Origin of the sequence: Streptomyces vulcanius (genome assembly GCF_042653945.1) — a bacterium.
Taxonomy (GTDB): Bacteria; Actinomycetota; Actinomycetes; order Streptomycetales; family Streptomycetaceae; genus Streptomyces; species Streptomyces mangrovi.
The window spans coordinates 20765-44202 of record NZ_JBHSFK010000044.1 but is presented as its reverse complement, the minus strand read 5'-3'; the positions used below and the strand labels follow the sequence as shown (position 1 = coordinate 44202).

The 23438-nt window shown below is 70.2% G+C and carries 24 protein-coding genes and 1 riboswitch; of the genes, 10 read left to right on the top strand and 14 right to left on the bottom strand.

The features are described from left to right. Positions 1 to 41: 41 nt before the first annotated feature. Positions 42 to 166: riboswitch (cobalamin riboswitch) on the bottom strand. 52 nt (positions 167 to 218) lie between these two features. The 4 genes from ACFPIH_RS44850 to ACFPIH_RS44835 form a co-directional block, all read right to left on the bottom strand. Continuing rightward, entirely contained in the window at positions 219 to 725 is a 507-nt protein-coding gene (locus ACFPIH_RS44850) for a GNAT family N-acetyltransferase (protein WP_381164808.1), read from the bottom strand. A gap of 73 nt (positions 726 to 798) precedes the next feature. Then, positions 799 to 2409, bottom strand: coding sequence for a monocarboxylate uptake permease MctP (gene mctP, locus ACFPIH_RS44845; RefSeq protein WP_381164805.1), 1611 nt, complete (start codon positions 2407 to 2409; stop codon positions 799 to 801). Then, a complete protein-coding gene (locus tag ACFPIH_RS44840) occupies positions 2406 to 2657 on the bottom strand; it encodes a DUF3311 domain-containing protein (protein WP_381164802.1) in 252 nt (83 codons plus the stop codon). The genes mctP and ACFPIH_RS44840 overlap by 4 nt, the downstream gene beginning before the upstream one ends. Before the next feature lie 110 nt (positions 2658 to 2767). Then, the gene (locus ACFPIH_RS44835) at positions 2768 to 3532 is read right to left on the bottom strand and encodes a GntR family transcriptional regulator (protein ID WP_381164799.1); all 765 of its coding nucleotides are present in this window, start codon (positions 3530 to 3532) and stop codon (positions 2768 to 2770) included. Between the two features lie 344 nt (positions 3533 to 3876). On the opposite strand from ACFPIH_RS44835, the gene ACFPIH_RS44830 reads away from it, so the two are divergent. The 4 genes from ACFPIH_RS44830 (at position 3877) to ACFPIH_RS44815 (ending at position 8542) form a co-directional block, all read left to right on the top strand. Then, complete coding sequence (locus tag ACFPIH_RS44830; protein WP_381164796.1) at positions 3877 to 5160, top strand: extracellular solute-binding protein; 1284 nt, start codon at positions 3877 to 3879, stop codon at positions 5158 to 5160. A 75-nt stretch (positions 5161 to 5235) separates the two neighbouring features. After that, the gene (locus tag ACFPIH_RS44825; RefSeq protein WP_381164793.1) at positions 5236 to 6219 is read left to right on the top strand and encodes a carbohydrate ABC transporter permease; all 984 of its coding nucleotides are present in this window, start codon (positions 5236 to 5238) and stop codon (positions 6217 to 6219) included. Next, positions 6216 to 7052, top strand: coding sequence for a carbohydrate ABC transporter permease (locus ACFPIH_RS44820; protein ID WP_381164791.1), 837 nt, complete (start codon positions 6216 to 6218; stop codon positions 7050 to 7052). Before ACFPIH_RS44825 ends, ACFPIH_RS44820 begins: the two co-directional genes overlap by 4 nt. 8 nt (positions 7053 to 7060) lie before the next feature. Beyond that, the gene (locus tag ACFPIH_RS44815) at positions 7061 to 8542 is read left to right on the top strand and encodes a glycoside hydrolase family 3 protein (protein ID WP_381164788.1); all 1482 of its coding nucleotides are present in this window, start codon (positions 7061 to 7063) and stop codon (positions 8540 to 8542) included. Between the two features lie 79 nt (positions 8543 to 8621). Here the strand turns inward: ACFPIH_RS44815 and nagB are convergent, their stop codons facing one another. Continuing rightward, positions 8622 to 9407: a glucosamine-6-phosphate deaminase gene (gene nagB / locus ACFPIH_RS44810; protein ID WP_381164785.1), complete on the bottom strand. Its 786-nt coding sequence runs from the start codon at positions 9405 to 9407 to the stop codon at positions 8622 to 8624. A 401-nt stretch (positions 9408 to 9808) separates the two neighbouring features. On the opposite strand from nagB, the gene ACFPIH_RS44805 reads away from it, so the two are divergent. Beyond that, a complete protein-coding gene (locus ACFPIH_RS44805) occupies positions 9809 to 11275 on the top strand; it encodes a sensor histidine kinase (RefSeq protein WP_381165757.1) in 1467 nt (488 codons plus the stop codon). 183 nt (positions 11276 to 11458) lie between these two features. Here the strand turns inward: ACFPIH_RS44805 and ACFPIH_RS44800 are convergent, their stop codons facing one another. Next, positions 11459 to 11716 carry a WhiB family transcriptional regulator gene (locus tag ACFPIH_RS44800; protein WP_010353616.1) on the bottom strand — a complete coding sequence of 86 codons (258 nt, stop codon included), beginning with the start codon at positions 11714 to 11716 and terminating at the stop codon, positions 11459 to 11461. 320 nt (positions 11717 to 12036) lie between these two features. Then, positions 12037 to 13005 (bottom strand): diacylglycerol/lipid kinase family protein, encoded by a 969-nt coding sequence (locus ACFPIH_RS44795; protein ID WP_381164781.1) that lies wholly within the window; start codon positions 13003 to 13005, stop codon positions 12037 to 12039. Positions 13006 to 13197: 192 nt separating this feature from the next. On the opposite strand from ACFPIH_RS44795, the gene ACFPIH_RS44790 reads away from it, so the two are divergent. Next, entirely contained in the window at positions 13198 to 13638 is a 441-nt protein-coding gene (locus tag ACFPIH_RS44790) for a hypothetical protein (RefSeq protein ID WP_381164778.1), read from the top strand. 13 nt (positions 13639 to 13651) lie between these two features. On the opposite strand, the gene ACFPIH_RS44785 is transcribed toward ACFPIH_RS44790, so the two are convergent. The 3 genes from ACFPIH_RS44785 to ACFPIH_RS44775 form a co-directional block, all read right to left on the bottom strand. After that, positions 13652 to 14842, bottom strand: a complete 1191-nt coding sequence (locus tag ACFPIH_RS44785) for an RNA polymerase sigma factor SigF (protein ID WP_385878845.1) — start codon at positions 14840 to 14842, stop codon at positions 13652 to 13654. Then, positions 14839 to 15252: an ATP-binding protein gene (locus ACFPIH_RS44780; RefSeq protein ID WP_381164772.1), complete on the bottom strand. Its 414-nt coding sequence runs from the start codon at positions 15250 to 15252 to the stop codon at positions 14839 to 14841. Before ACFPIH_RS44780 ends, ACFPIH_RS44785 begins: the two co-directional genes overlap by 4 nt. Positions 15253 to 15491: 239 nt before the next feature. Next, on the bottom strand, positions 15492 to 15752 hold the full coding sequence (locus ACFPIH_RS44775; protein ID WP_381164769.1) for a UBP-type zinc finger domain-containing protein: 261 nt from the start codon (positions 15750 to 15752) through the stop codon (positions 15492 to 15494). Between the two features lie 60 nt (positions 15753 to 15812). Here ACFPIH_RS44775 and ACFPIH_RS44770 point away from each other — a divergent pair, with 60 nt between their 5' ends. Continuing rightward, complete coding sequence (locus tag ACFPIH_RS44770) at positions 15813 to 17411, top strand: Na+/H+ antiporter (RefSeq protein WP_381164766.1); 1599 nt, start codon at positions 15813 to 15815, stop codon at positions 17409 to 17411. Here ACFPIH_RS44770 and ACFPIH_RS44765 read toward each other — a convergent pair. Continuing rightward, the gene (locus tag ACFPIH_RS44765; RefSeq protein ID WP_381164763.1) at positions 17393 to 18292 is read right to left on the bottom strand and encodes a 1-aminocyclopropane-1-carboxylate deaminase/D-cysteine desulfhydrase; all 900 of its coding nucleotides are present in this window, start codon (positions 18290 to 18292) and stop codon (positions 17393 to 17395) included. The genes ACFPIH_RS44770 and ACFPIH_RS44765 overlap by 19 nt on opposite strands. A 175-nt stretch (positions 18293 to 18467) precedes the next feature. On the opposite strand from ACFPIH_RS44765, the gene ACFPIH_RS44760 reads away from it, so the two are divergent. From ACFPIH_RS44760 to ACFPIH_RS44750, 3 genes are all read left to right on the top strand, one after another. Next, positions 18468 to 19874, top strand: a complete 1407-nt coding sequence (locus ACFPIH_RS44760) for a family 2B encapsulin nanocompartment shell protein (RefSeq protein WP_381164760.1) — start codon at positions 18468 to 18470, stop codon at positions 19872 to 19874. Between the two features lie 44 nt (positions 19875 to 19918). Beyond that, a complete protein-coding gene (locus ACFPIH_RS44755; RefSeq protein ID WP_381165755.1) occupies positions 19919 to 20983 on the top strand; it encodes a family 2 encapsulin nanocompartment cargo protein polyprenyl transferase in 1065 nt (354 codons plus the stop codon). Between the two features lie 431 nt (positions 20984 to 21414). Beyond that, positions 21415 to 21750: a DUF952 domain-containing protein gene (locus ACFPIH_RS44750; RefSeq protein ID WP_381164757.1), complete on the top strand. Its 336-nt coding sequence runs from the start codon at positions 21415 to 21417 to the stop codon at positions 21748 to 21750. A gap of 7 nt (positions 21751 to 21757) precedes the next feature. On the opposite strand, the gene ACFPIH_RS44745 is transcribed toward ACFPIH_RS44750, so the two are convergent. From ACFPIH_RS44745 to ACFPIH_RS44735, 3 genes are read right to left on the bottom strand one after another with little or no spacing between them, the layout of a single operon-like run. Then, positions 21758 to 22513, bottom strand: coding sequence for a VOC family protein (locus ACFPIH_RS44745; protein ID WP_381164754.1), 756 nt, complete (start codon positions 22511 to 22513; stop codon positions 21758 to 21760). After that, positions 22510 to 22932: a VOC family protein gene (locus tag ACFPIH_RS44740; RefSeq protein ID WP_381164751.1), complete on the bottom strand. Its 423-nt coding sequence runs from the start codon at positions 22930 to 22932 to the stop codon at positions 22510 to 22512. Before ACFPIH_RS44740 ends, ACFPIH_RS44745 begins: the two co-directional genes overlap by 4 nt. A gap of 10 nt (positions 22933 to 22942) precedes the next feature. Then, the gene (locus tag ACFPIH_RS44735) at positions 22943 to 23344 is read right to left on the bottom strand and encodes a helix-turn-helix transcriptional regulator (RefSeq protein WP_381164748.1); all 402 of its coding nucleotides are present in this window, start codon (positions 23342 to 23344) and stop codon (positions 22943 to 22945) included. Positions 23345 to 23438 lie beyond the last annotated feature (94 nt).

Genomic DNA, 23438 nt, shown 5'->3' with positions numbered 1-23438 from the left:
CCACTCCACGAGGCCCGGACGTCAAGGCACCCGGGCCGGGGCGGCCGGGCGCGCTGTCGGCAGGTCCTCGGACTGAACCAGGCGTGCAAAAGCACGCATGTACACCGTTGCGGGACAGTTCCGGATTCGCACCGGATTCCCCTGCGGCGACAGCGAGCACGAGCATACATCTTGTGCTCACCTGTCACGCCACCACCAGATGTTGTGTCGCGGAGGTGTCAGAGCGTCAGGTGATAGGTGAGCAGAGTGAAGTCGTCCAGATGTGGCACGGGATTCCAGTCCCGCTCGGGTGTGCGGACGAAGCCGAGGCGTTCGTATATGCGGTGGGCGGCGTGCATGGCCCTCTGGGTCGACAGAACGACGCCCGTGCAGCCTTCCGTGGCCCGGGCACGGTCGAGGCAGGCGCGGACGAGGGCCTCGCCGGTGCCTCTGCCGCGCGCCGCGGGGCCGACCGCGAGCATACGGATCTCGGTCTGTCCGGGGCCCGCCAGGTCGGCCATGGGGCCGGGCCCCGGCACGAAGGTGACACCGCCGAGGAGACGGTCGTCCGCCACCGCCACCAGCACCTCGGCCGCCGCCGCCCGCTTCGCCACGTTCCGCAGTTCGTGCAGGTAGTCGTCGTCCTCGCCGAAGTCGAGGAGGTTGTCGTCGAGATAGGCACGGCCGGTGAGGGTGCCCAGGGCTTCGTATTCGGTGGGGTCCGCTTCCCGGATCTCTATGTCCATGGCGCGCAGTGTGCACCAGACGCACGACAGCGGGCCGCCGGATTTTCTCCGACGGCCCGCCGATGCCGGTTACTCAGTGGGCCGAGTCGGCAGTCGCCGGCGGCAGTTCCACCTGGACTCCCGGGTCGCCCGCGTCCGCCGTGTAGTCCTGCGGGCTGGTCTCGTCCACGCCCTCGGGGGCCTTGGCGGCCCTCAGGACGAAGGTCAGGACCACCGTGACCACCACGTTCAGGACGAACGCCGTCAGGCCGATGTAGCCGATCTCGCCGATTCCGGGGATCTCCTTGGACGAGCCGCCGAAGTGCTTCTGGGTCGGGGAGGCGACCCCGTACGCGGCGACCGTGCCGTAGACCATGCCGACCGCCCAGCCGGCCAGCAGCGCCCAGCGGTGGAACCAGCGGGTGAACAGGCCGCCGACCAGGGCCGGGAAGGTCTGCAGGATCCAGATGCCGCCGAGGAGCTGGAAGTTGATCGCGACCGTCTTGTCCATCGTCAGGACGAAGACCAGCGCGCCGACCTTCACCAGGAGGGACACCAGCTTGGAGACCTTCGTCTCCTGCTCGGGCGTGGCGTCCGGCTTGATGAAGTCCTTGTAGATGTTGCGGGTGAAGAGATTCGCGGCTGCGATCGACATGATGGCCGCCGGGACGAGCGCGCCGATGCCGATCGCCGCGAACGCCACCCCCGCGAACCAGGCCGGGAACATGTTCTCGAACAGCTGCGGGATCGCCAGCTGGCCGTTGGTGACCTTCACTCCGGCCGCGACGGCCATGAAGCCCAGCAGGGCCAGCAGACCGAGCATCAGGGAGTACAGCGGCAGGATCGTGGTGTTGCGGCGGATCACCTCACGGCTCCTGGAGGAGAGGGTCGCGGTGATCGAGTGCGGGTACATGAAGAGGGCCAGCGCGGAGCCGAGCGCCAGCGTGGCGTACGTCCACTGGCCGGCCTCGGGCGGGACCAGGCCGCCCGCCCTGGCCGCGGTGTACTTCTCGCTCGCCGAGGCGAAGATCTCGTCGAACCCGCCCAGCTTGATCGGGATGTAGATGATCGCCACCGCGATGACGATGTAGATCAGCGTGTCCTTCACGAACGCGATCAGTGCGGGGGCGCGCAGCCCGGACGAGTAGGTGTACGCGGCCAGCACGCCGAAGGCGATCAGCAGCGGGAGGTCCTTGACGAACCAGTTGGTGTCCTCGCCGCCGCCGACGCCCATCACGTCCAGGACGGCCTGGATGCCGACCAGTTGCAGCGCGATGTACGGCATCGTCGCCAGGATGCCGGTCAGCGCCACCGCCAGCGACAGGCCCTTCGAGCCCCAGCGCCCGCGCACGAAGTCGGACGTCGTCACGTACCCGTGCTTGTGCGACACCGACCACAGACGGGGCAGGAGCGTGAAGATCAGGGGGTAGACGAGGATGGTGTACGGCACCGCGAAGAAGCCCGCCGCGCCCGCCGCGTAGATCGCCGCGGGGACGGCGACGAAGGTGTACGCCGTGTACAGGTCGCCGCCGAGCAGGAACCAGGTGACCCAGGTGCCGAACGACCGGCCGCCCAGGCCCCACTCGTCGAGGCTGTGCTCGTTCTCGGCCTTGCGCCAGCGCGCCGCGAGGAAGCCCATGGCCGTGACGGCCAGGAAGAAGAAGATGAAGACGGCGAGCGCCACGCCGTTGACGCCGTCGTTCATCGGCCGGCACCTCCGTGACGCGACCGCTGGTCACGCTGCCACAGCTTGTACGCGAGCATCGTGAGCACGGTCGAGACCAGCACCCACAGCATCTGGTACCAGTAGAAGAAGGGGATCCCGATGAACGCCGGATCCACCTTCGCGTACGAGCCCACCCACAGCATCGCCACGAACGGCGCGAGCAGACAGAGGGCGATGACGACGCGCACAGGCGTCACCACCGGGCCCCTGGTTTCTTCGTCGGACATCGCTGCTCCGTCCCGTCACTGATCGCCTTGATCACTGGTGTAATGCGCAGGCAATGTAAGCGACGGATAAGCGCAGCGGAAGACCGCCTCCGGACATCCCCCCGAGGTCTCTACTCCGTGGGCCGCTTCAGACGGGCCACGAACTTGTAGCGGTCCCCCCGGTACACCGACCGCACCCACTCCACCGGCTGGCCCTCCTTGTCCAGCGAGTGCCGGGAGAGCATCAGCATCGGCAGGCCGACGTCGGTGCCGAGCAGGCCGGCCTCGCGCGGGGTGGCCAGCGAGGTCTCGATGGTCTCCTCGGCCTCGGCGAGATGGACGTCGTACACCTCGGCGAGGGCGGTGTAGAGGGAGGTGTACTTGACCAGTGACCTGCGCAGGGCCGGGAAGCGCTTGGCGCTCAGATGGGTCGTCTCGATCGCCATCGGCTCGCCGTTGGCCATCCGCAGCCGCTCGATGCGCAGCACACGGCCGCCCGCGGTGATGTCCAGCTGTCCGGCCAGGGTGTCGTCGGCGGTGATGTAGCCGATGTCCAGCAGCTGCGAGGTGGGTTCGAGGCCCTGTGCGCGCATGTCCTCGGTGTACGAGGTGAGTTGCAGCGCCTGGGAGACCTTCGGCTTGGCGACGAAGGTGCCCTTGCCCTGGATGCGCTCCAGACGGCCCTCGACGACCAGCTCCTGCAGCGCCTGGCGCACGGTGGTGCGCGAGGTGTCGAACTCGGCCGCCAGCGTGCGCTCCGGCGGGACGGGCGTGCCCGGTGTCTGAGTCTCCGTCATGTCCAGCAGGTGCTTCTTCAGGCGGTAGTACTTGGGCACGCGCGCGGTACGGACTGTCGCCCCACCCTCGTTCTCCGCACTGCTGACGTCGGTACTCATGGCCTGCCTTCCCGGCTCCGGATGCGGGTCACATCGTGGCACGGACACGGCGCCGATTGCCCCGCTGTTCCGCGATCCCCTCTGTATACCGTCGCAATCACCGCTGGTCTAGTCCACCCGTTAGGTGGTCTAGCGGGCCGGTACCCTCCACGCCCGATGTTTTCGACGGCTTCTTACTTAAAGGTTCCTGCATATATAGCTCGCATAACGGCTGGTCAAAGCACTTTCAGCCACCCTTGACAGCCGTATTGGTCTGAGCCAAGCTCTGCGCACTGGTCTACACCATTGGTCCAGGTCCCGGCGTTGTGGCGCGGGGGGTGTGTGGGCATCCTGAGGAGGGTGGCGTGAAGCGCAAGCTGATAGCCGCGATCGGTATCGCGGGCATGATGGTGTCCATCGCGGCGTGTGGGGGCGACAAGGACAGCGGGGGCTCGGACAACGGTTCCGACGCCAAGGAACTCACGGTCTGGCTGACCGTCGACGCCCAGAACAACTGGCCCGAGCTGGTGAAGGCGGCGGACGCGGCGGTGCAGAAGGCCCACCCCGGCGTCAAGATCACCCACGAGTACTACGGCTGGCCGGACAAGAACGCCAAGCTCGACGCGGTCCTCGCCACGGACAAGGTCCCCGACGTGGTCGAGATGGGCAACACCGAGATGCTCAGCTACATGGTCAAGGGTGCCTTCGCCTCCCTCGACGCCTCGAAGTTCGACAACTCCTCCGCCTGGCTCGACGGCCTCAAGGACTCCGTCACCTATGAGGGCAAGACCTACGGCGTCCCCTACTACGCCGGCGGCCGGGTCGCCAACTGGCGCAAGGACGTCTTCGCCAAGGCCGGCGTGAAGTCCGTGCCCACGACCTACGCCGAGCTCACCGCCGCCCTCGACAAGGTCCAGAAGAAGCAGGGCAGCAAGTTCTCCGCCTGGTACCAGCCCACCCGCGACTGGTACGCGGCCATGTCCTTCGTCTACGACGCCGGCGGCTCGATCGCCGTCGAGTCGGGCGGCCAGTGGAAGGGCAACCTCTCCTCGGCCGACTCCATCAAGGGCCTCAACGAGTTCAAGAACGTCGTCGACAAGTACATGCACGGCGACAAGACCAAGGACGAGTCCGACCGGTACATCGTCTACGGCCAGGGCAAGTCCGGCATGATCTTCGCCCCCGCCTGGGAGGGCGCGACCGCCGCGGCGAAGGAGAACGACAAGACCGGCAAGCTCGCCGGCAACGTCGAGAACTTCGTGATGCCCGGCCCGTCCGGCAAGAACCTCCCGGTCTTCCTGGGCGGCTCCGACCTCGCCGTCCCGGTGAAGTCCGACGCGCAGGCCCTCGCCGCCGAGTGGATCAACGCCTTCACCGGCCCCTCCGGCCAGAAGGGCCTGATCGCCAAGGGCAACCTGCCCAACAACAAGACCGACCTCGCCACCCTCAAGAACGACCCGGCGACGGCCGTCCCGGCCACCGCGGCCGAGTCCAACTGGTTCGTCCCCATGGCCCCCGGCTGGGGCCAGGTCGAGAAGGCCCAGGTCCTGCAGAACATGCTGCAGAGCATCGGCACGGGCAAGAAGTCGGTCGAGGACGCCGCGAAGGAAGCGGACGCCGCGATCGACAAGGTCATCAACACCAAGTGACCTGACGGCGGCGCCCCGCTCCAAGGCCGGGCGCCGCCTCTCGTACGACCCGAGGGACCGCTGAGGAGCGCGCGGATGAGTGCCGACACGACCACCCCTGCCAAGGTGCCGCCGAAGCGGCCGTCACCCCCACCGCCCGTCCCACCGGGCCGGCCACGGTCGAAGAAACGTTCGTCCGCCGGCGCCCCCTGGCTGCTGCTCGCCCCCTGTCTGCTGATCCTCGCGCTGGTGATGGGCTATCCGCTGGTCCGCCTGGTCACGCTCTCCTTCCAGAAGTTCGGCCAGTCCCAGCTGTGGGGCTTCCAGCCGGCCGAGTCGGTCGGGCTCGACAACTTCACGGGCGTCCTGGACGACGGCGAGTTCTGGCAGGTCGTCGTCCGGACCATCGTCTTCGCCGCGGGCTGCGTGATCCTCACGATGGTCCTCGGCATGCTGATCGCCCTGCTGCTCCAGCGGGTCTCCGGCTGGGTGAAGACCCTGGTCAACATCGCGCTGGTGGCCAGCTGGGGTATGCCGGTCATCGTCGCCACCACCGTCTTCAAATGGCTGTTCGACTCCGACTACGGCATCCTCAACGCGGTCCTCAGCAGACTCCCCGGCGTCGAACTGATCGGCCACAACTGGTTCGCGAGTGGACCGCAGGGCCTGGCCGTCATCATGCTCCTGGTGATCTGGGGCGCGGTCCCCTTCGTGGTGATCACCCTCAGCGCCGGCCTCACCCAGGTCCCCGCCGAACTGGAGGAGGCCGCCCGCCTCGACGGCGCGGGCGCCTGGGGCGTCTTCCGGTACGTCACCCTGCCCATCCTCAAGCCGATCATCGTGATGCTCACGACCCTGTCGGTCATCTGGGACATGGGCGTCTTCCCGCAGGTCTTCGTGATGCGCAACGGCCATCCCGAGCCCGAGTTCCAGCTCCTGACGACGTACTCCTACGACCGCGCCTTCGTCGTCAACGACTACGGACAGGGCTCGGCGATCGCTCTGATCACCGTGTTGCTGCTGCTCGGCGTGGTCGCCGTGTACATGCGTCAGATGCTGAAGATCGGAGAGGTCGAATGAGCACCGCCACTGTTCGCGGACGGTCGAGGGCCGGCTGGAACCTCCTCGGTTTCCTCGTCTTCGTCGTCGCCGGCTTCCCCGTCTACTGGATGCTCAACACGGCGTTCAAGCCGGCCAAGGACGCGATCGACCCGGACCCGAGCCTGCTGCCGACCGGCTTCACGCTCTCCAACTTCCGCCGCGCGCTGGACATCGCCGACTTCTGGGGCCCGGTCGGCCGCAGTCTCGTCGTGTCCCTCGCGGTGGTGGCGATCGGCATCGTCGTCGGCATGCTGGCCGCGCTCGCCATCTCCCGGTTCGCCTTCCGCGGCCGGAAGATCGTGATCGTGGGCATCCTCGCGGTCCAGATGGTCCCGCTGGTCGCCATGATCATCCCGGTCTTCCTGCTCCTGAACGACCTGGACCAGTACGACAAGCTCTCCGGCCTGATCATCACGTACCTGACCTTCATCCTGCCCTTCACGGTGTGGACCCTGCGCGGCTTCATCGTCAACATCCCGAGGGAGCTGGAGGAGGCCGCGATGGTCGACGGCTGCTCCCGCACCGGCGCCTTCGTCCGGGTCGTCTTCCCGCTCCTCGCCCCCGGCATGGTCGCCACCTCGGTCTACGGCTTCATCCAGGCCTGGAACGAGTACCTGTACGCCCTGATGCTGCTCAGCCAGAAGAACCAGACCGCGACCGTCTGGCTCGGCAACTTCACCACCAAGCACGGCACCGAGTACGCCCCGATGATGGCCGGCGCCACCATGATGGCCGTTCCGATCGTCGCCCTGTTCCTCCTCGTCCAGCGCAAGATGGCCGCGGGTCTCACCGCCGGCGCGGTGAAGGGATGACACCCCCGATGACGACAATCGCCAGCGTCAGCGACACCCTGACGCGCGATGCCCTGACGGTCCTCCAGCCCGGTTTCACCGGTGTGACCGCCCCCGACTGGCTGCTGCGCCGCCTGGGCGAGGGCCTCGCCTCCGTCGGCCTGTTCGGCCGCAACATCGCCTCCCCGGAACAACTCTCCGCCCTCACCGCCCAGTTGCGGGCCGAGCGGGACGACGTCCTGGTCGCGATCGACGAGGAGGGCGGGGACGTCACCCGCCTGGAGGTGCGCACCGGCTCCTCCTTCCCCGGCAACCACGCCCTCGGCGCGGTGGACGACACCGACCTGACCCGCGCGGTGGCGCACGAACTGGGCCGCCGGCTCGCCGAGTGCGGGGTGAACCTCAACTGGGCGCCCTCCGCGGACGTCAACTCCAACCCCGCGAACCCGGTCATCGGGGTCCGCTCCTTCGGCGCCGACCCGGGCCTGGTCGCCCGGCACACGGCCGCCTACGTCACGGGCCTGCAGTCCGCCGGGGTGGCCGCCTGCACCAAGCACTTCCCGGGCCACGGCGACACGGCTGTCGACTCCCACCACGCCCTCCCGCGCATCGACGTACCGGCCGAGGTCCTCTCCGACCGTGAGCTGATCCCGTTCCATGCGGCGATCGCCGCCGGTACGAAGGCGGTGATGAGCGCGCACATCCTGGTCCCCGCCCTCGATCCCGTCCGCCCGGCCACCCTCTCCCGTCGCATCCTCACCGGACTCCTGCGCGAGGAACTCGGCTACGACGGCCTGATCGTCACCGACGGCATGGAGATGCAGGCCGTCGCCGCGACGTACGGCATCGAGCGCGGCAGCGTCCTCGCCATCGCCGCCGGCGCCGACGCCATCTGCGTGGGCGGCGGCCTCTGCGACGACGAGACGGTACGCCGCCTGCGCGACGCCCTGATCACCGCGGTCCGCACCGGCGAACTCCCCGAGGAACGCCTGGCGGACGCCGCCCGGCGGGTGCGGGAGCTGGCCCACTGGACGGCCTCGGGGGAGAGGACCGCTGAGCGCACTGGTGAGGACGTCGGTCTGGTCGCCGCCCGTCGGGCCCTCCGGGTCACCGGTGGGGACGGGTTCAGCCCCCTCGCCGAGGCGCCCTACGTCGCCGCCTTCACGCCCGTCGCCAACATCGCCGTCGGCGAGGAGACCCCCTGGGGCGTGGCCGCGGAGCTGGTCCGGCTGCTGCCCGGCACGGAGACCGGTACCTTCGCCGGCGAGGACGCGGGCGGGGCGGCGCTGGTCGCGGCGGGGGAGCGGCGGATCGTCGCCGTTCTCCGCGACGAACACCGCCACCCCTGGATGGCGGCGGCCCTGGACACCCTCCTGGCGGCCCGCCCCGACACGGTCGTCGTGGAGATGGGCGTCCCCCAGTCCCCGCCCCGCGGCGCCCTCCACATCGCCACCCACGGCGCGGCCCCCGTCTGCGGCCGGGCGGCGGCGGAGGTCATCGCCGGACGGTGATCGCCGGAGGGCAGAAGCACCTGCGAAAGCGGGAGGGGCGCCGGAATCCCGGCGCCCCTCCCGCGTTTCCCCCAGCGGCTCAGATGCCCTGCCAGTCCGGCTTGTTCGCGTACGTGTGGCGGAAGTAGTCCGCCAGCTTCAGCTTGGACGCGGCGGCCTCGTCGACGACGACCGTCGCGTGCGGGTGCAGCTGGAGCGCGGAGGCGGGGCAGACGGCGGCGAGGGGCCCCTCGACGGTCGCGGCGACGGCGTCGGCCTTGTTCTCCCCGGTGGCGAGCAGCACCAGGTGCCGCGCCTCCAGGATGGTCCCGATGCCCTGCGTGATGACGTGGTGCGGGACCTGCTCGATGTCACCGTCGAAGAAGCGCGCGTTGTCGACGCGGGTCTGCTCGGTGAGCGTCTTGATACGGGTGCGCGAGGCGAGCGAGGAGCAGGGCTCGTTGAACCCGATGTGTCCGTCGGTCCCGATGCCGAGCAGCTGGAGGTCCACCCCGCCGGCCGCGGAGAGCGCGGCGTCGTACGCCTGGCAGGCCGCCTGTATGTCCTCGGCCGCGCCGTCGGGCCCGAGGAACGCCTCCATGGCGATGCCGAGCGGTTCGAGGACCTCCCGGCGCAGCACCGAACGGTAGGACTCGGGATGGTCGGCGGGCAGCCCGACGTACTCGTCGAGCTGGGCGATCCGCGCCCGCGCGACGTCCACCGCGCCGGAGCCCACCTTGGCCGTCAGCGCCTGGTAGATGGGCAGCGGCGTGGAACCGGTCGCCACGCCGAGCAGGGCGTCCGGCTTGCGCCGAAGGAGCTGCGCCATGGCCTCGGCGATGAGTTCGCCGCCCGCTCTGGCGTCCGGAACGATGACAACTTCCACGCTGGCCTGCCGTTCTGAACTGTGTGGTTTAGACCAATCTAACAAGGGCTCGATGAAATTGCCGCCCCCATCTCACTCCGTGGAGGAACCCGCAGAGGCTAGGCTGCGTTGTGGATGGTAGGGCATGGACACACCTAGTGGTCTAGTCCACAATGGAGCGTGCGAGAACAGCACAAGAACCTCCGTCTTCCCCGCACAGGAAGGCGGACCGAGGGTCCGGAGCTCTCTGCCCTGACTGCCCCGGCTCCTCACCTTTCGGCCGACGGGACCGCACACCCCGTGGCCGGGATTGCTCCGGGCTGCGGTGCCGGGAGGGCTGAGGGTCCCTCTCAGGCGCCGCGGCCCGCGGGTGTTTTTCGGACACGTCCGGATGCCCGGGTACGCTCACATCCGTGCCCTCCATGAACGAACTCGTACGCCAGCACACCGCTCTCGACGACTCCGACCTCGAGTGGCTGCATCTGCTGGTCTCGGAGTGGCAGCTGCTCTCCGACCTCTCCTTCGCGGACCTGGTCCTGTGGATCCCCACGCGCGACGGCACCCGCTATGTCTCCGTGGCCCAGATGCGCCCCAACACCGGCCCCACCTCCTACCAGGACGACATGGTCGGCCACCTCGTCCCGCGCGGCCGCCGCCCGCTCCTGGACGCCGCCCTCGACGAGGGCCGGATCGTGCGCGAGGGCGACCCGGAGTGGCGCGAGGAGGTCCCGGTCCGCGTCGAGTCGATTCCGGTGCGGCGGGAGGGGCGCGTCCTCGGTGTCATCGCCCGCAACACCAACCTGCTCACCGTGCGCACCCCGAGCCGGCTGGAACTGACCTATCTCCAGAGCGCCTCCGACCTGGCGCAGATGATCGCGGCCGGTTCCTTCCCCTTCGCGGGCCAGCAGACGGACATGGACGCCGCCCCACGCGTCGGCGACGGCCTGATCCGCGTCGACGGCGAGGGCATCGTCCAGTACGCCTCCCCGAACGCGCTCTCCGCCTATCACCGTCTCGGCCTCGCCTCCGACCTGGTCGGCCACCGCCTTGGCCAGACCACCGCCGAACTCGCCCCGACCAGGGGACCGGTGGACGAGGCGCTCGCCAAGGTGGCCAGCGGCTGGGCACCCCGCGAGTTCGAGATCGAGGCGGCCGGCGGTGTCATCCAGTTCCGGACGATCCCGCTCAAGCCCAAGGGCACCCGCATCGGTTCGCTGGTCCTGCTCCGGGACGTCACCGAACTGCGCCGCCGCGAACGCGAGTTGATCACCAAGGACGCGACCATCCGGGAGATCCACCACCGGGTGAAGAACAACCTCCAGACGGTCGCCGCGCTGTTGCGGCTGCAGGCCCGCCGTATCGAGTCCGAGCGCGGCCGGGAGGCGCTGGAGGAGGCGGTGCGCCGGGTCGGCTCGATCGCCATCGTGCACGAGACGCTCAGTCAGAACCTGGACGAGCGTGTGGAGTTCGACGAGATCGCCGACCGGGTGCTGGCGATGGTCGCCGAGATCTCGCCGGGCAAGGTCACCGGCCGGCGCACCGGACGCTTCGGCATCCTGGACGCCGAGGTCGCCACCCCGCTCTCCATGGTGCTGACCGAGATCCTCCAGAACGCCCTGGAGCACGGCTTCCGCGAGGGCGAGACCGGCACGGTCGAGGTCACGGCCACCCGTGGCGGTACGGCGAAGGAGGCCCGGCTGCTGGTCACGGTGCAGGACGACGGTGTGGGCCTGCCCGAGGGATTCGACCCGCACACCTCCGGCAACCTCGGTCTGCAGATCGTACGGACGCTGGTGGAGGGCGAGTTGGGCGGCACCTTCGACATGGTCCCGGCGCCGGGGGGCGGCACACGGGTGATCCTGGACGTCCCGGTCCTGGCGCGGAAGTAAGTGTCAGGTAAGAGCAGTTGGGCGCAGCACAAAGCCCCGGACCGTTCAGGGGTCCGGGGCTCGGATGCTCGTTGCCAGCGATTAGCTGCGCATCGGGGGTACTGCGCGCTGCGGCTCGGGGGCGGGAGATGCGTACTCGCTGTACGCGCCGCCAAGCTCAGGCTGTGTACGGGGCGGGTGTTGTCAGGCGGTTGCCTGGCGGGCCCGGTTGCGGGCGGCACGGCGCTTCATGGCGCGACGCTCGTCCTCGCTGAGACCACCCCAGACGCCGGAGTCCTGGCCGGACTCGAGCGCCCACTGCAGACACTGATCCATAACGGGGCAGCGACGGCAGACGGCCTTGGCTTCCTCGATCTGCAGCAGCGCAGGACCGGTGTTGCCGATGGGGAAGAAGAGCTCGGGGTCTTCCTCGCGGCAAACGGCGTTGTGACGCCAGTCCATGGCTGCTACCTCTCCTTGGTATTACGTGCAGGTTGCTTGTGAATGTGAACGCTTTCACGAATCCCTCAACAAGTGAAGGGCCAACCCGCCAGGTTCGCTGGCGTGGTCCTGTGGATTGAAGAGGGGTTCTGGTGATCAGTGGAGGCTGGTGTTGCGGGCCGTCCCGATCGCCACGTAGAGACTCGCAAACCTCAGCGACGGATACAACCCCTTCCGGAAAGTTTTTTTTGATTCCTCGGTGTCGACTAGGTCACAGCCGTACTTCCATGGGGTGGATCCTGGCCTAAACGTTCGAGTGAAAGGACTTACGCCCTTTCTGCTCACACAATCACACGCAGTGCACGACGTACGCCTGTGAACGTCACGCTCGTACGCAGTCCGAGGTGGTCGCCGTCCATCTGGAGGGGGAGGGGCACCTTCGAATGCAAGGTGAACCGGTCCAGGTCATGGAAGGAGTGGGCGTGCTTGCCATGGGGGCCCCGCTCGGGGGACGAAGTGAGCAACTGGGTGCCATACCGGGCAACTGCGGCGCTGGACAGACGGCTGAGACCGAGTACGTCGAGCCCGGTATCGAACGAGGCCTTAGGTGACGCGTACACCGGGCGATTACCCAGATAGGTCCACGGAGCCGTGTTGCAGACGAGGGTCAACACCAAATCCGTCACCGGGTCGGCATCCGGCCGTTCCAGAATGATCGAACCGTGCCGGCGCTGTGAATCACCCAGCAATTGCCGTACGGCCTGCCGGATATAGAGCGCGTGAGTGGATCTCCGGCCCCGCTCCCGCTGCTGCTCGACCCGGCCGACGACACCCGCGTCGAATCCGAGGCCCGCGTTGAAGGTGAACCAGCGCGAGGGCACCGACTCGTCCTCCGTGCCCGGCGTGCCCGCGGCGAGACCGAGGCCGACCGTGCGCTCGCTTCTCTCCCGCAGCGCGTCCAGCAGGGCGCCGGTCGCCTCCACCGGATCGTTGGGCAGGCCCAGGGCACGGGCGAAGACGTTGGTGGAGCCGCCGGGGACCACCGCGAGGCCGGGCAGCCGGTCCGGGTCGGGGCCGGAGTGCAACAGGCCGTTGACGACCTCGTTGACCGTGCCGTCACCGCCGAGGGCCACCACCAGGTCGACGTTCCCGCTCTCCGCGGCCTGTCTGCCGAGGTCACGCGCGTGTCCGCGGTACTCGGTGGTGACCGCCTCCAGCTTCATCTCGCTGGCGAGCGCGTGGATCAGAACGTCACGCGTCCGTGCACTGGTGGTGGTTGCCGCCGGATTGACCACGAGGAGTGCACGCATGAGTTGCAGCGTACCTACTGGGTGGTACCGGGGCACAGGCCGAGGTGGGGATCCGGTAAGAGAAGGGAGGTGAGCCTCGACACGGGTTGTCTGTATGGCGCGGATGAGTGCGACCCCCCAGGGGCGCGGGGAACTGCGCGACAAGCCCCCACCGGCCCGCAGGTGAAAGGACTGGCGGCGTACCCTGCTCGGGTGAGCAGTCAGCAAAAGTCCGTCGAACCCGAAACCGTCGGCCCCCGGCCGCGTCGGCTGACATACGCCGCCGCTCTGGCCGGCCTGGAAGGCCTGGCGCTCGCCGTCGGAGGGGTGTGGATCCTCGTCCTCGGGATCACCGGGGACCCGGACGACCGGCGGTCGGCCGTCACCGGGGGCGTGACCCTGCTGGTGCTCGCGCTGCTGCCGCTGCTCGCCGCGCGCGGGCTGCTGGGGCTGCGCAGTTGGAGCCGGGGCCCCGCCGTCATCACGCAGATCATGGCGCTGCCGGTCGCCTACAACCTGCTGCAGGCCGACAGCATGGCGATCCCGGCCGGCATCGCGCTCGCGGTCGTCGCCGTCGCGGCGCTCGTCCTGCTCGTCAACGGTGAGACGACCCGGGCCCTCGGGATCCGGGGGCCCGGCAGGGCACAGGAGTAGTCCGGCCGACGGCCTACTCCTCGACGAGCAGCTTCTCCCGAAGCTGGGCGAGGGTCCGTGCCAGCAGGCGCGAGACGTGCATCTGGGAGATGCCGACCTCCTGCGCGATCTGCGACTGGGTCATGTTGCCGAAGAAGCGGAGGAGAAGGATCCGCTTCTCCCGGGGCGGGAGGTCCTCCAGCAGAGGCTTGAGGGACTCCCGGTACTCGACGCCCTCCAGCGCCTCGTCCTCCGCGCCGAGTGTGTCGGCGACCGCCGGGGACTCGTCGTCGGTGTCGGGGACGTCCAGGGACAGCGTGGAGTACGCGTTGGCGGACTCCAGGCCCTCCAGGACCTCCTCCTCCGAGATGGCCAGTTTCTCGGCCAGTTCGTGGACGGTGGGGGAGCGGCCGTGCTGCTGCGAGAGCTCCGCGGTCGCCGTGGTGAGCGAGAGTCGCAGCTCCTGGAGCCTGCGCGGGACGCGCACCGCCCAGCCCTTGTCCCGGAAGTGCCGCTTGATCTCGCCCACGACCGTCGGCGTCGCGTACGTCGAGAACTCCACGCCGCGGTCCGGGTCGAAGCGGTCGACCGACTTGATCAGGCCGATGGTGGCGACCTGGGTCAGGTCGTCCAGCGGCTCCCCGCGGTTGCGGAAGCGCCGCGCCAGGTGCTCCACGAGCGGCAGGTGCATCCGGACCAGCTGGTTGCGCAGGTCCGCGTACTCGGGGCTGCCGTCCTGCAGGCCGCGCAGCTTGACGAACATCGCCCGCGCCCCGCTGCGGTCCGGGATGCCCCGGGGTTCGTGGCTCGCCCGAGGCGGGTTGCTCTCCCGGGGCGGGTTGCTCTCCCGGGGCGGGTTGCTCTCCCGGGGTTCGTGGTTGTCCCGAGGTTCGTGCTGTGTGCCCGGCACCCCGTGTTCGTCGTCTCGCTCGTGCTCGCTCATCGTCCCGCCCGTCGCCCTCTGTCGAGCCCTGTCCTCAGCCCGGCCGGGGGATCCCCCGATCCGCCCCTCGTGAGGCGGGTTCTGCGTGGCACCCCGGCCCACCTGCCCGGCGTCGTCCTCCGGATGAGGCCGGGCCTGCTCGGGGATGCCGTCGATACCGTCCGCCGCCAGGCGCCGGGAACCGCCCGGAGACACGGGGTCCCCGGTGTTGTCGGTGGTCTCGGCCGGCAGCTCCCGGGTGTCGCGCTCTTCGTCCCGCACCGGCCCGTCCCCGTTCCTCACGCCGGCCCGGGTCCCGCGCCGCGCTGTTTGTAGAGGCTGATCGAAACGGTTTTGTCCTCGTCGACAGCCGAGGAGACCTTGCCCGCGAGGGCGGACAGGACGGTCCAGGCGAAGGTGTCGCGCGAGGGGGCGTGGCCGTCGGTGGTCGGTGCCGAGACCGTGACCTCGAGCGAGTCGTCGACGAGTCGGAACACACAACTGAGCACCGAGCCCGGCACGGCCTGCTGGAGCAGGATCGCGCAGGCCTCGTCCACGGCGATGCGCAGGTCCTCGATCTCGTCCAGGGTGAAGTCCAAACGGGCCGCGAGGCCGGCTGTGGCCGTCCGCAGCACCGACAGGTAGGCACCCGCAGCCGGCAGCCGGACTTCCACGAAGTCCTGGGTCGCGGGCTCGCCTGCGTTCTGGGACACCCTCACCTCCAAGGTGGTACAAGCTTTTCGGGGCCGAGGGTCGCCCCCCGGGTAACGCGTGTGTGGTGCAGCGGTGACGCTACCGCGCCCGCCGGTTTCCTGTCCCCGGGACCCCAACCCCCGGCGTCACTCACAGTAAAGCTGTGAACACGCTCCGTGTCTAGGGGGTCTGCGGGCCCAAAAGGGAAGAGGGCGCGCCGGGTTGACGTACCCAGACGTCGGACCGTTCACACGAGTCCTCACACGAGGACATGGTCCACGAAACACCACCGCCAGCTCTCGCCGGGTTCGAAGCTGCGCATCACGGGATGTCCGCTTTCCTTGTGGTGCTCCGACGCGTGCCGGCTCGGCGAGGTGTCGCAGCAGCCTACGTGCCCGCACGTCAGGCACAACCGCAACTGCACCGGGTGGGTGCCGTCCCGCAGGCACTCGGGACACGTCTCGCCGAGTGGGACGGGTTCCGGGGCGGGCAGCGCGTCGGCATGCGTGCACTGTTTCATGATTGCCAGGTTACGACGGGCGTGCGGGGAACCGCGCGGAAAATGCGAGGGCGGCCGGACATGGACGTGATGCCACTGCTGTTGCTGGTGGCGGGCAGCGCGGCGGTCGCGGCAGCGGCCCGGCGCACCCCGGTACCGGCACCCCTGCTGCTGGTCGCCGTGGGCCTGGCGGTGTCGTACGTGCCGGGGGTCCCGGACTACACCCTGGAGCCCGAGGTCGTCCTCCCCCTCCTGCTGCCGCCGCTGCTGTACACCTCGGCCACCGAGAGCTCCTACCTCGACCTGCGCGCCCAGCTGCGGCCGGTCGCCCTGCTGTCGGTCGGGTACGTGCTCTTCGCGACGCTCGCCGTCGGCTACGCCGCCTACCTCCTCGTCCCCGGGCTGCCGCTGACCGCGGCGCTCGTGCTGGGCGCCGTGGTGGCGCCGCCGGACGCGGTCGCGGCGACGGCCGTGGCCCGCCGGGTCGGCCTGCCGTCCAGGATCACCACGATCCTCCAGGGCGAGTCCCTGCTGAACGACGCCACCGCGATCACCGCCTACAAGGTGGCCCTCGCGGTCGTCGTCGGCGAGGGTGCCTCCTGGGCGGGCGGCATCGAGGAGTTCCTGGTCGCGGCCGTCGGCGGGGTCGCCGCCGGGCTCATCCTGATGGCCCCCCTCCACTGGCTGCGCACCCACCTCAAGGAGCCCCTCCTCCAGAACACGCTGTCCCTGCTCATCCCGTTCGTCGCGTATTCGGCCGCCGAACAGTTCCACGCCTCCGGCGTCCTCGCCGTGGTCGTCGTCGCGCTCTATCTCGGCCATCGCGCGTGGGAGGTCGACTTCGCCACCCGGCTCCAGGAGGAGGCCGTGTGGAAGATGGTCGCCTTCGTCCTCGAATCGGCGGTCTTCGCGCTGATCGGCCTGCAACTGCCGGTCGTCCTCAGGGGCCTCGGCGCCTACGAGGGCCTGGACGCTGCCTGGTACGCGACCGCCCTCTTCCTGGTGGTCGTCGCGGCCCGCTTCCTGTGGGTGTACCCGGCGACGTTCCTGCCCCGGGCGCTGTCGGCACGCATCCGCGCGCGCGAGGAGAACCCCACCTGGAGAGGGCCGATCGTGATCGCCTGGGCCGGCATGCGGGGCGTGGTCTCGCTGGCCATCGCCTTCTCCATCCCGCTCACCGTGGACCACGGCGACGCGCCCTTCCCGCACCGCAACCTGATCCTCTTCCTCACCTTCACCACGGTCATCGGGACCCTGGTCGTGCAGGGCCTCACACTGCCCCCGCTGATCCGTCTGCTGAAGTTCCCCGAGCCCGACCCGCAGGCCGCGACCCTCGCCGAGGCCAACGCCCAGGCACAGGCCTCACGGGTCGCCGAGGAACGCCTGGACGCCCTCCTCGCCGACGAGCGCAACGCCCTGCCCCCACCGCTCGCCGACCGTCTGCGCAGCGTCCTGGAACGCCGCCGCAACGCCGTCTGGGAACGCCTCGGCCAGGCCAACCCGGTCACCGGCGAGAGCGTCGACGACACCTACCGCCGGCTGTCCCGCGAAATGATCAGCGCCGAACGCGAGATGTTCGTCCGCCTGCGCGACCTCCGCTACATCGACGACGAAATGCTCCGCACCCTCCTGCGCCGCCTGGACCTGGAGGAGGCGGCGGCCTACCGGGAGGCGGCGTAGGCCTCCGGGCGTCCCGTGACGACGGCTGCCACCCGTGCTCCGCGTGGGAACACGCCTTCCTCCGCGAGAGCCACAAGTCCATACAGCAACTTGGCGACATAGAGACGCTCCACCGGCAGGCCATGGCGGTGTTCGAAGTCCGCGGCGAAGGACTCCAGTTCCGGGGGCACGCGTGCGTAGCCGCCGAAGTGGAAGCGGTCCTCCAGGTGCCAGTCGCCCACCGGGCCGCCGAACGCCTCGTCCTGGAGGGCCCTTATGTCCGCGCCCAGGAAACCGCCCTTGAGGACCGGTATGCCCAGGGCCCGCTGCCCGGGGCCGAGTCCGGCGGCCAGGCCCGCCAGGGTGCCCCCGGTGCCGCAGGCGACGGCGACGACGTCGGCACGCCCGCGCAGTTCCTCGCCGAGGCCCCGGCAGCCGCGTACCGCGGCCGCGTTGCTGCCGCCCTCGGGGACGACGTACGCGTCCTGCGCACCGGCCGCCCGCAGAAGCCTCCCGAGGGTGTCCGGCTCGGTCTTGCGGCGGTAGGCCGCGCGGTCGGCGAAGTGCAGCCGCATGCCGTCGGCGGCGCACCGGGCCAGGGAGGGGTTCAGCGGCCGGCCGGCGAGTTCGTCGCCGCGCACCACGCCCACCGTGCGCAGCCCGAGCAGCCGTCCGGCGGCGGCCGTCGCCCGCAGGTGGTTGGAGTAGGCGCCGCCGAAGGTGAGGACCGTCCGCCCGGCCGCCGCCTCGAGGTTGGGCGCCAGCTTGCGCCACTTGTTGCCGATCAGCTCCGGATGGATCAGGTCGTCCCGCTTCAGCAGCAGCCGTACGCCGTGCCGTGCGAACCGGTCGTCGGCCGCCTCGGTGAGCGGAGAGGGCAGGCGGGGGCGCAGGTCGGTCACCCGCTCATTGTCGAACACCGTTCGGCGAAACGTGCCTCTGCCCAGACCCGCGGAGGTCCATTCCCGCTCTTTCGTGTAATAGCACCGGCACGCTCCGTGATGAAAGGGTGGCTCGTGTGAACAGTGCACCGGGCGCAGTTCGGCGCCCGTGCATGATCTGGGAGGGCATAGCTCTATGTCGGTAGGCGAAGAGGTCCGCACGGAGTCGGGCAAGCCGCAGCAGAGTCTCGGCACCGCTGCCGCGCGGAACCTGGCCACCACGACCAAGTCCGCGCCGCAGATGCAGGAGATCAGCTCCCGCTGGCTGCTGCGGAACCTGCCCTGGGTGGATGTGCAGGGCGGTACGTACCGGGTCAACCGGCGGCTGACCTACGCGGTCGGGGACGGCCGGATCACGTTCGTCAAGACCGGCGACCGGGTCGAGGTCATCCCCGCGGAACTGGGCGAACTGCCCGCACTGCGCGCCTTCGACGACGAGGAGGTGCTCACCGAGCTCGCCTCCCGCTGCCGGCAGCGGGAGATCGGCGCCGGTGAGGTCATCGCCTCCTTCGGCAACCAGTCCGACGAGGTCTACCTGCTGGCGCACGGCAGGGTCGAGAAGATCGGCACCGGCCCCTACGGCGACGACCAGGTGCTCGGCGTGCTCGCCGACGGCGCGTACTTCGGCGAGCAGGCACTGCTCGACGCCGACGCCATCTGGGAGTACACCGCCCGCGCCGACACCGCCTGCACGGTGCTGATCCTGACCCGCCAGGACTTCGAGCAGATCACGGAGCGCGCCGACTCCCTGCGCGAGCACGTCCAGTCGCTGCGCGCGATCCCCGAACAGCGCACCAACAAGTACGGCGAGAAGGCCGTCGACCTGGCCGCGGGCCACGCCGGCGAGCCGGAGATCCCGCACACCTTCGTGGACTACGACGCCCGCCCGCGCGAGTACGAACTGAGCATCGCCCAGACCGTCCTGCGTATCCACACGCGCGTGGCCGACCTCTACAACCAGCCGATGAACCAGACCGAGCACCAGTTGCGGCTGACGGTCGAGGCGATCAAGGAGCGCCAGGAGCACGAGCTGGTCAACAACCGGCAGTTCGGGCTGCTCCACAACTGCGAGTACGACCAGCGGCTCCAGCCGCACGACGGCGTGCCCAGCCCGGACGACCTGGACGAACTGCTCAGCAGGCGGCGCGGCACCAAGATGCTGCTCGCCCACCCGCGCGCGATCTCCGCGATCGGCCGCGAGCTCAACAAGCGCGGGCTCGTCCCGGAGACCCTCGACGTCGGCGGCAACCGCATCCCCACCTGGCGCGGGGTGCCGATCTACCCGTGCAACAAGATCCCCGTCACCGCGGAACGGACCAGCTCGATCATCGCGATGCGTCTCGGCGAGCAGGACCAGGGCGTCATCGGTCTGCGCCAGCCCGGCATCCCGGACGAGATCGAGCCCAGCCTGTCGGTGCGGTTCATGGGCATCAACGAACAGGCCATCATCAGCTACCTGGTCACGGCCTACTACTCGGCGGCGGTCCTCGTCCCGGACGCGCTGGGCGTACTGGAGAACGTCGAGATCGGCCGCTGGCGGTGACCTTCGCCCTCAGCCCGCACCGGACACGCGAAAGGCGGGGGTCCATCGGAACCCAGGGCGGTACCGGGCCGGAGGCCGCCTCGGCTGCCGGAGCCGAAGCGATGGTGATCCTGGAGCATGCCCGGGCCGCCGTCGACCCCGCGCTGCGGGCCGCCGTCGACTCGCTGCCCGGGGCGATGCGGCGGATCGCGTGCTACCACTTCGGCTGGGAGCACGCCGACGGCACCCCGGCCGCGGGCAACGCGGGCAAGGCGATGCGGCCCGCGCTGGTCCTCACCGCGGCCGCCGCGCTCGGTGGCCCGGCGGCCCGCGCGGCAGCCGTGCGGGCCGCCGCCGCGGTCGAACTGGTCCACAACTTCACGCTGTTGCACGACGACGTGATGGACCGGGACACCACCCGCCGGCACCGCTCCACCGCCTGGAGCGTGTTCGGAGTCCCCGACGCGATCCTGGCCGGGGACGCCCTCCAGGCGCTGGCCCTCGGCATGCTCGCCGAGGACCCGCACCCGGGGGCCAGGGCGGCCGTCTCCCGGCTCGCGGCCTGTGTGGTGGAGCTCTGTGAGGGCCAGCAGGTGGACACGGCCCTGGAGGCCCGTGCTCCCGCCGAGGTCACCCTCGACGAGGTGCTCGCCATGGCCGAGGCCAAGACGGGCGCGCTGATCGGCTGTGCCTGCGCGATCGGCGCGCTGTACGCGGGCGCGTCGGACGAGGACGTCGACGCGCTGGACGCGTTCGGCCGGGAGGCCGGGCTCGCCTTCCAGCTCATCGACGACGTCATCGGCATATGGGGCGACCCCCGGCACACCGGCAAACCGGCCGGCGCGGATCTCGCCGCCCGCAAGAAGTCCCTGCCGGTGGTCGCGGCCCTGGCGTCCGGCACGGCCGCCGCGGGGGAACTGGCCGAGCTGTACGCGGCGCCCTACGCACCGGCCGACCTCGACCGCACCGTGCTCGCCGTCGAACAGGCCGGCGGGCGCGAGTGGGCCCAGGACCAGGCGGCCGACCGGATGTCCCGCGCGATGGACGAACTGGCCCGGGCCATCCCGGACCCCGAGTCCGCGGGCGGGCTGCTCAGCCTGGCGGAGTTCGTGACGAGACGGACCGCGTAAGGACCGGAGACGGACGGTGCTCGTCGCGGACGGGCCCGAAGACCCCGGTGTCCCCGGCCCGTGCGGCCTTCACTCCGCATCCCGCACGGTCGCCGGGGGCACCGGCCCCGCGGGTCCCGCACATCCCCACGGTGCGCGGGGCCCGCTCGTCGTCCCGCCCCTACGCACGCGGGCGCCGACGGCCCTACCCTGATGACATGGACAGAGAACAACGGGTCTGTCCCGACTGCGGGCAGCCTGTACAGTCCGTCATTCGCCGGCACAAGACCCTCGGCGCCTGGGTCCCGCGCTGGGTGGCCGGCCCCTGCCACAACCCCGAGTGCGGCGCGTTCACCGAAGAGGCCCACAAGCCCCATGAGTCTCACGCGCCCCAAGAGCCCCACGAGGAAACTCCCGACGCCCCGGCCGGGCCGACCGGCTAGCGTGACCCCATGACCGAGGCACACCCCGAGCACGTCCTCCACATCACCGAGCGCGCGCTGTGGACCGCCGCCCGAGAGCAGGGCGCCTACGAGTGGTCCACCCGCGGGCGCACCCTCGCCGAGGAGGGCTTCGTCCACTGCTCCACCCGCGCCCAGCTCCCCAAGGTCGCCGCCTTCCTCTACGCCGCCCACGACCCCGGCGAGCTGGTGGTCCTGGTCGTCGACCCGGCCCGCCTCGACGTACCGCTCAGGTATGAGGCCGTGCCCCCGGACGGCGAGGAGTTCCCGCACGTGTACGGCCCGATCCCGGTGGACGCGGTGGTGGACGTGGAGCCCTGGAAGTGACCGGCCGCTAGGCAGGGGCGGGCAGGCCGCCCGTCTCCGGGTCGCGGCCCGTGAGGCAGTAGACGCCGTCCGTGGGGTCGCGCATCACCGTCCAGTGCGAGGCCGTCGCGACCCATCGCGCGCCGAGCCGCTCGTGCCGGGCACGGGTCGCCCCGATGTCGGCGCAGGCCAGGTCGAGATGGGCGGCGGCGGGACGCTCCTCGCCGAGCCGCTGGAGCAGCAGCCTGACGGGCAGCCCGGCCGGTGGCCGCACCACATGGAACTCCGGGAGCGAACCGGCCAGGGACTGCCAGCCGGGCAGCAGCCCGCTCCAGAACGCGACTTCGGCGTCGTACGCGGACGGCGGGACGTCGAGGCACACCTGGTCGAGGCGGCTGCCGTCCACCACGGGCGGCCGTACCGTCTCCCCCTGCCACGGCACGGCGCAGAACGGGTGCCCGGCGGGCGAGCGCAGCACGACGTACGTGTCGTGTTCGGCGACCAGCCCCGCGCCCAGCGCGAGCGCGGACTTCGCGAAGTCCGACACGTCGTCCACGGCGAAGTCGGTGTGCGCGCCCCCGGGGCCGGAGTCGACGCCCTGGACCTTGACGCAGGCGTCGGCGCGCGGGGTGTCCGGCAGCAGGGTCACGAACTCGTCCCGGTCGCCCCGGAGCCCGGACAGCCGTGTGTCCGTGACGGCGGCCCAGAAGGCGCAGGCCCGCTCGAAGTGTTCGGCGGGCCGGTCGACGAAGGCGTACGTCCAGCGGACGGGCGCCCGGCTCACGCGGAGCGTTCCATGAACCGCAGCAGGTTCCCGGCCGGGTCCCGGAACGCGCAGTCCCGCACCCCGTACGGCTGGTCCATCGGCTCCTGGAGCACCTCGACGCCGGCCTCACGCACGCGCGCGTGCAGCGCGTCGCAGTTCTCGGTGGTGAAGATGACCCCACGCAGGAGGCCCTTGGCGAGCAGCCGGGCCAGCGCGTCCCGGTCGGCCTCGGAGATGTCCGGGCTGGCCCCCGGGGGCTCCAGCACGACCTCCACGTCCGGCTGCAGCGGCGACCCGACGGTCAGCCATCTCATCCCCGCGTAGGAGACGTCGTTGCGGATCTCCAGACCGAGTACCTCCACATAGAAGTACAGGGCCTTGTCATGGTCGTCGACCGCGAGGAAACACTGCTTGAGCTTGAGGTCCGTGGTGTCCATGCTGCTCAGCCTAGGCTCGGCGGGCCCGCTTCGGGCGGGTGAAGACGCGGGCGACGCAGGGCGGGATCGGGGCGGACTCCTCGTGGGGGCGGGCGCGGTAGGCGCTCGGGGTCTCGCCGACCAGTTCGGTGAAGCGGGCGCTGAAAGAGCCGAGGGAGGTGCAGCCGACGGCCATGCAGACCTCGGTGACGGTCAGGTCGCCCCGGCGCAGCAGGGCCTTGGCGCGCTCCACCCGGCGGGTCATGAGGTAGCCGTAGGGCGTCTCGCCGTAGGCCTCGCGGAAGCTGCGCTGGAAGTGGCCCTCGGACATCAGCGCGGTGCGGGCGAGGACGCCGATGTCGAGCGGCTCGGCGTAGTCGCGGTCCATGCGGTCCCGTGCCTGCCGCAGCCGGACCAGGTCGTCGAGATTCACCACGTCAGCATCGCATGATCCTCACCAACCGGGCGCCCGGTCCTGAATCGTGCTTTGCCTTGCGTTCGCCTGGTGTACGGAAGCGCTTGTTCCA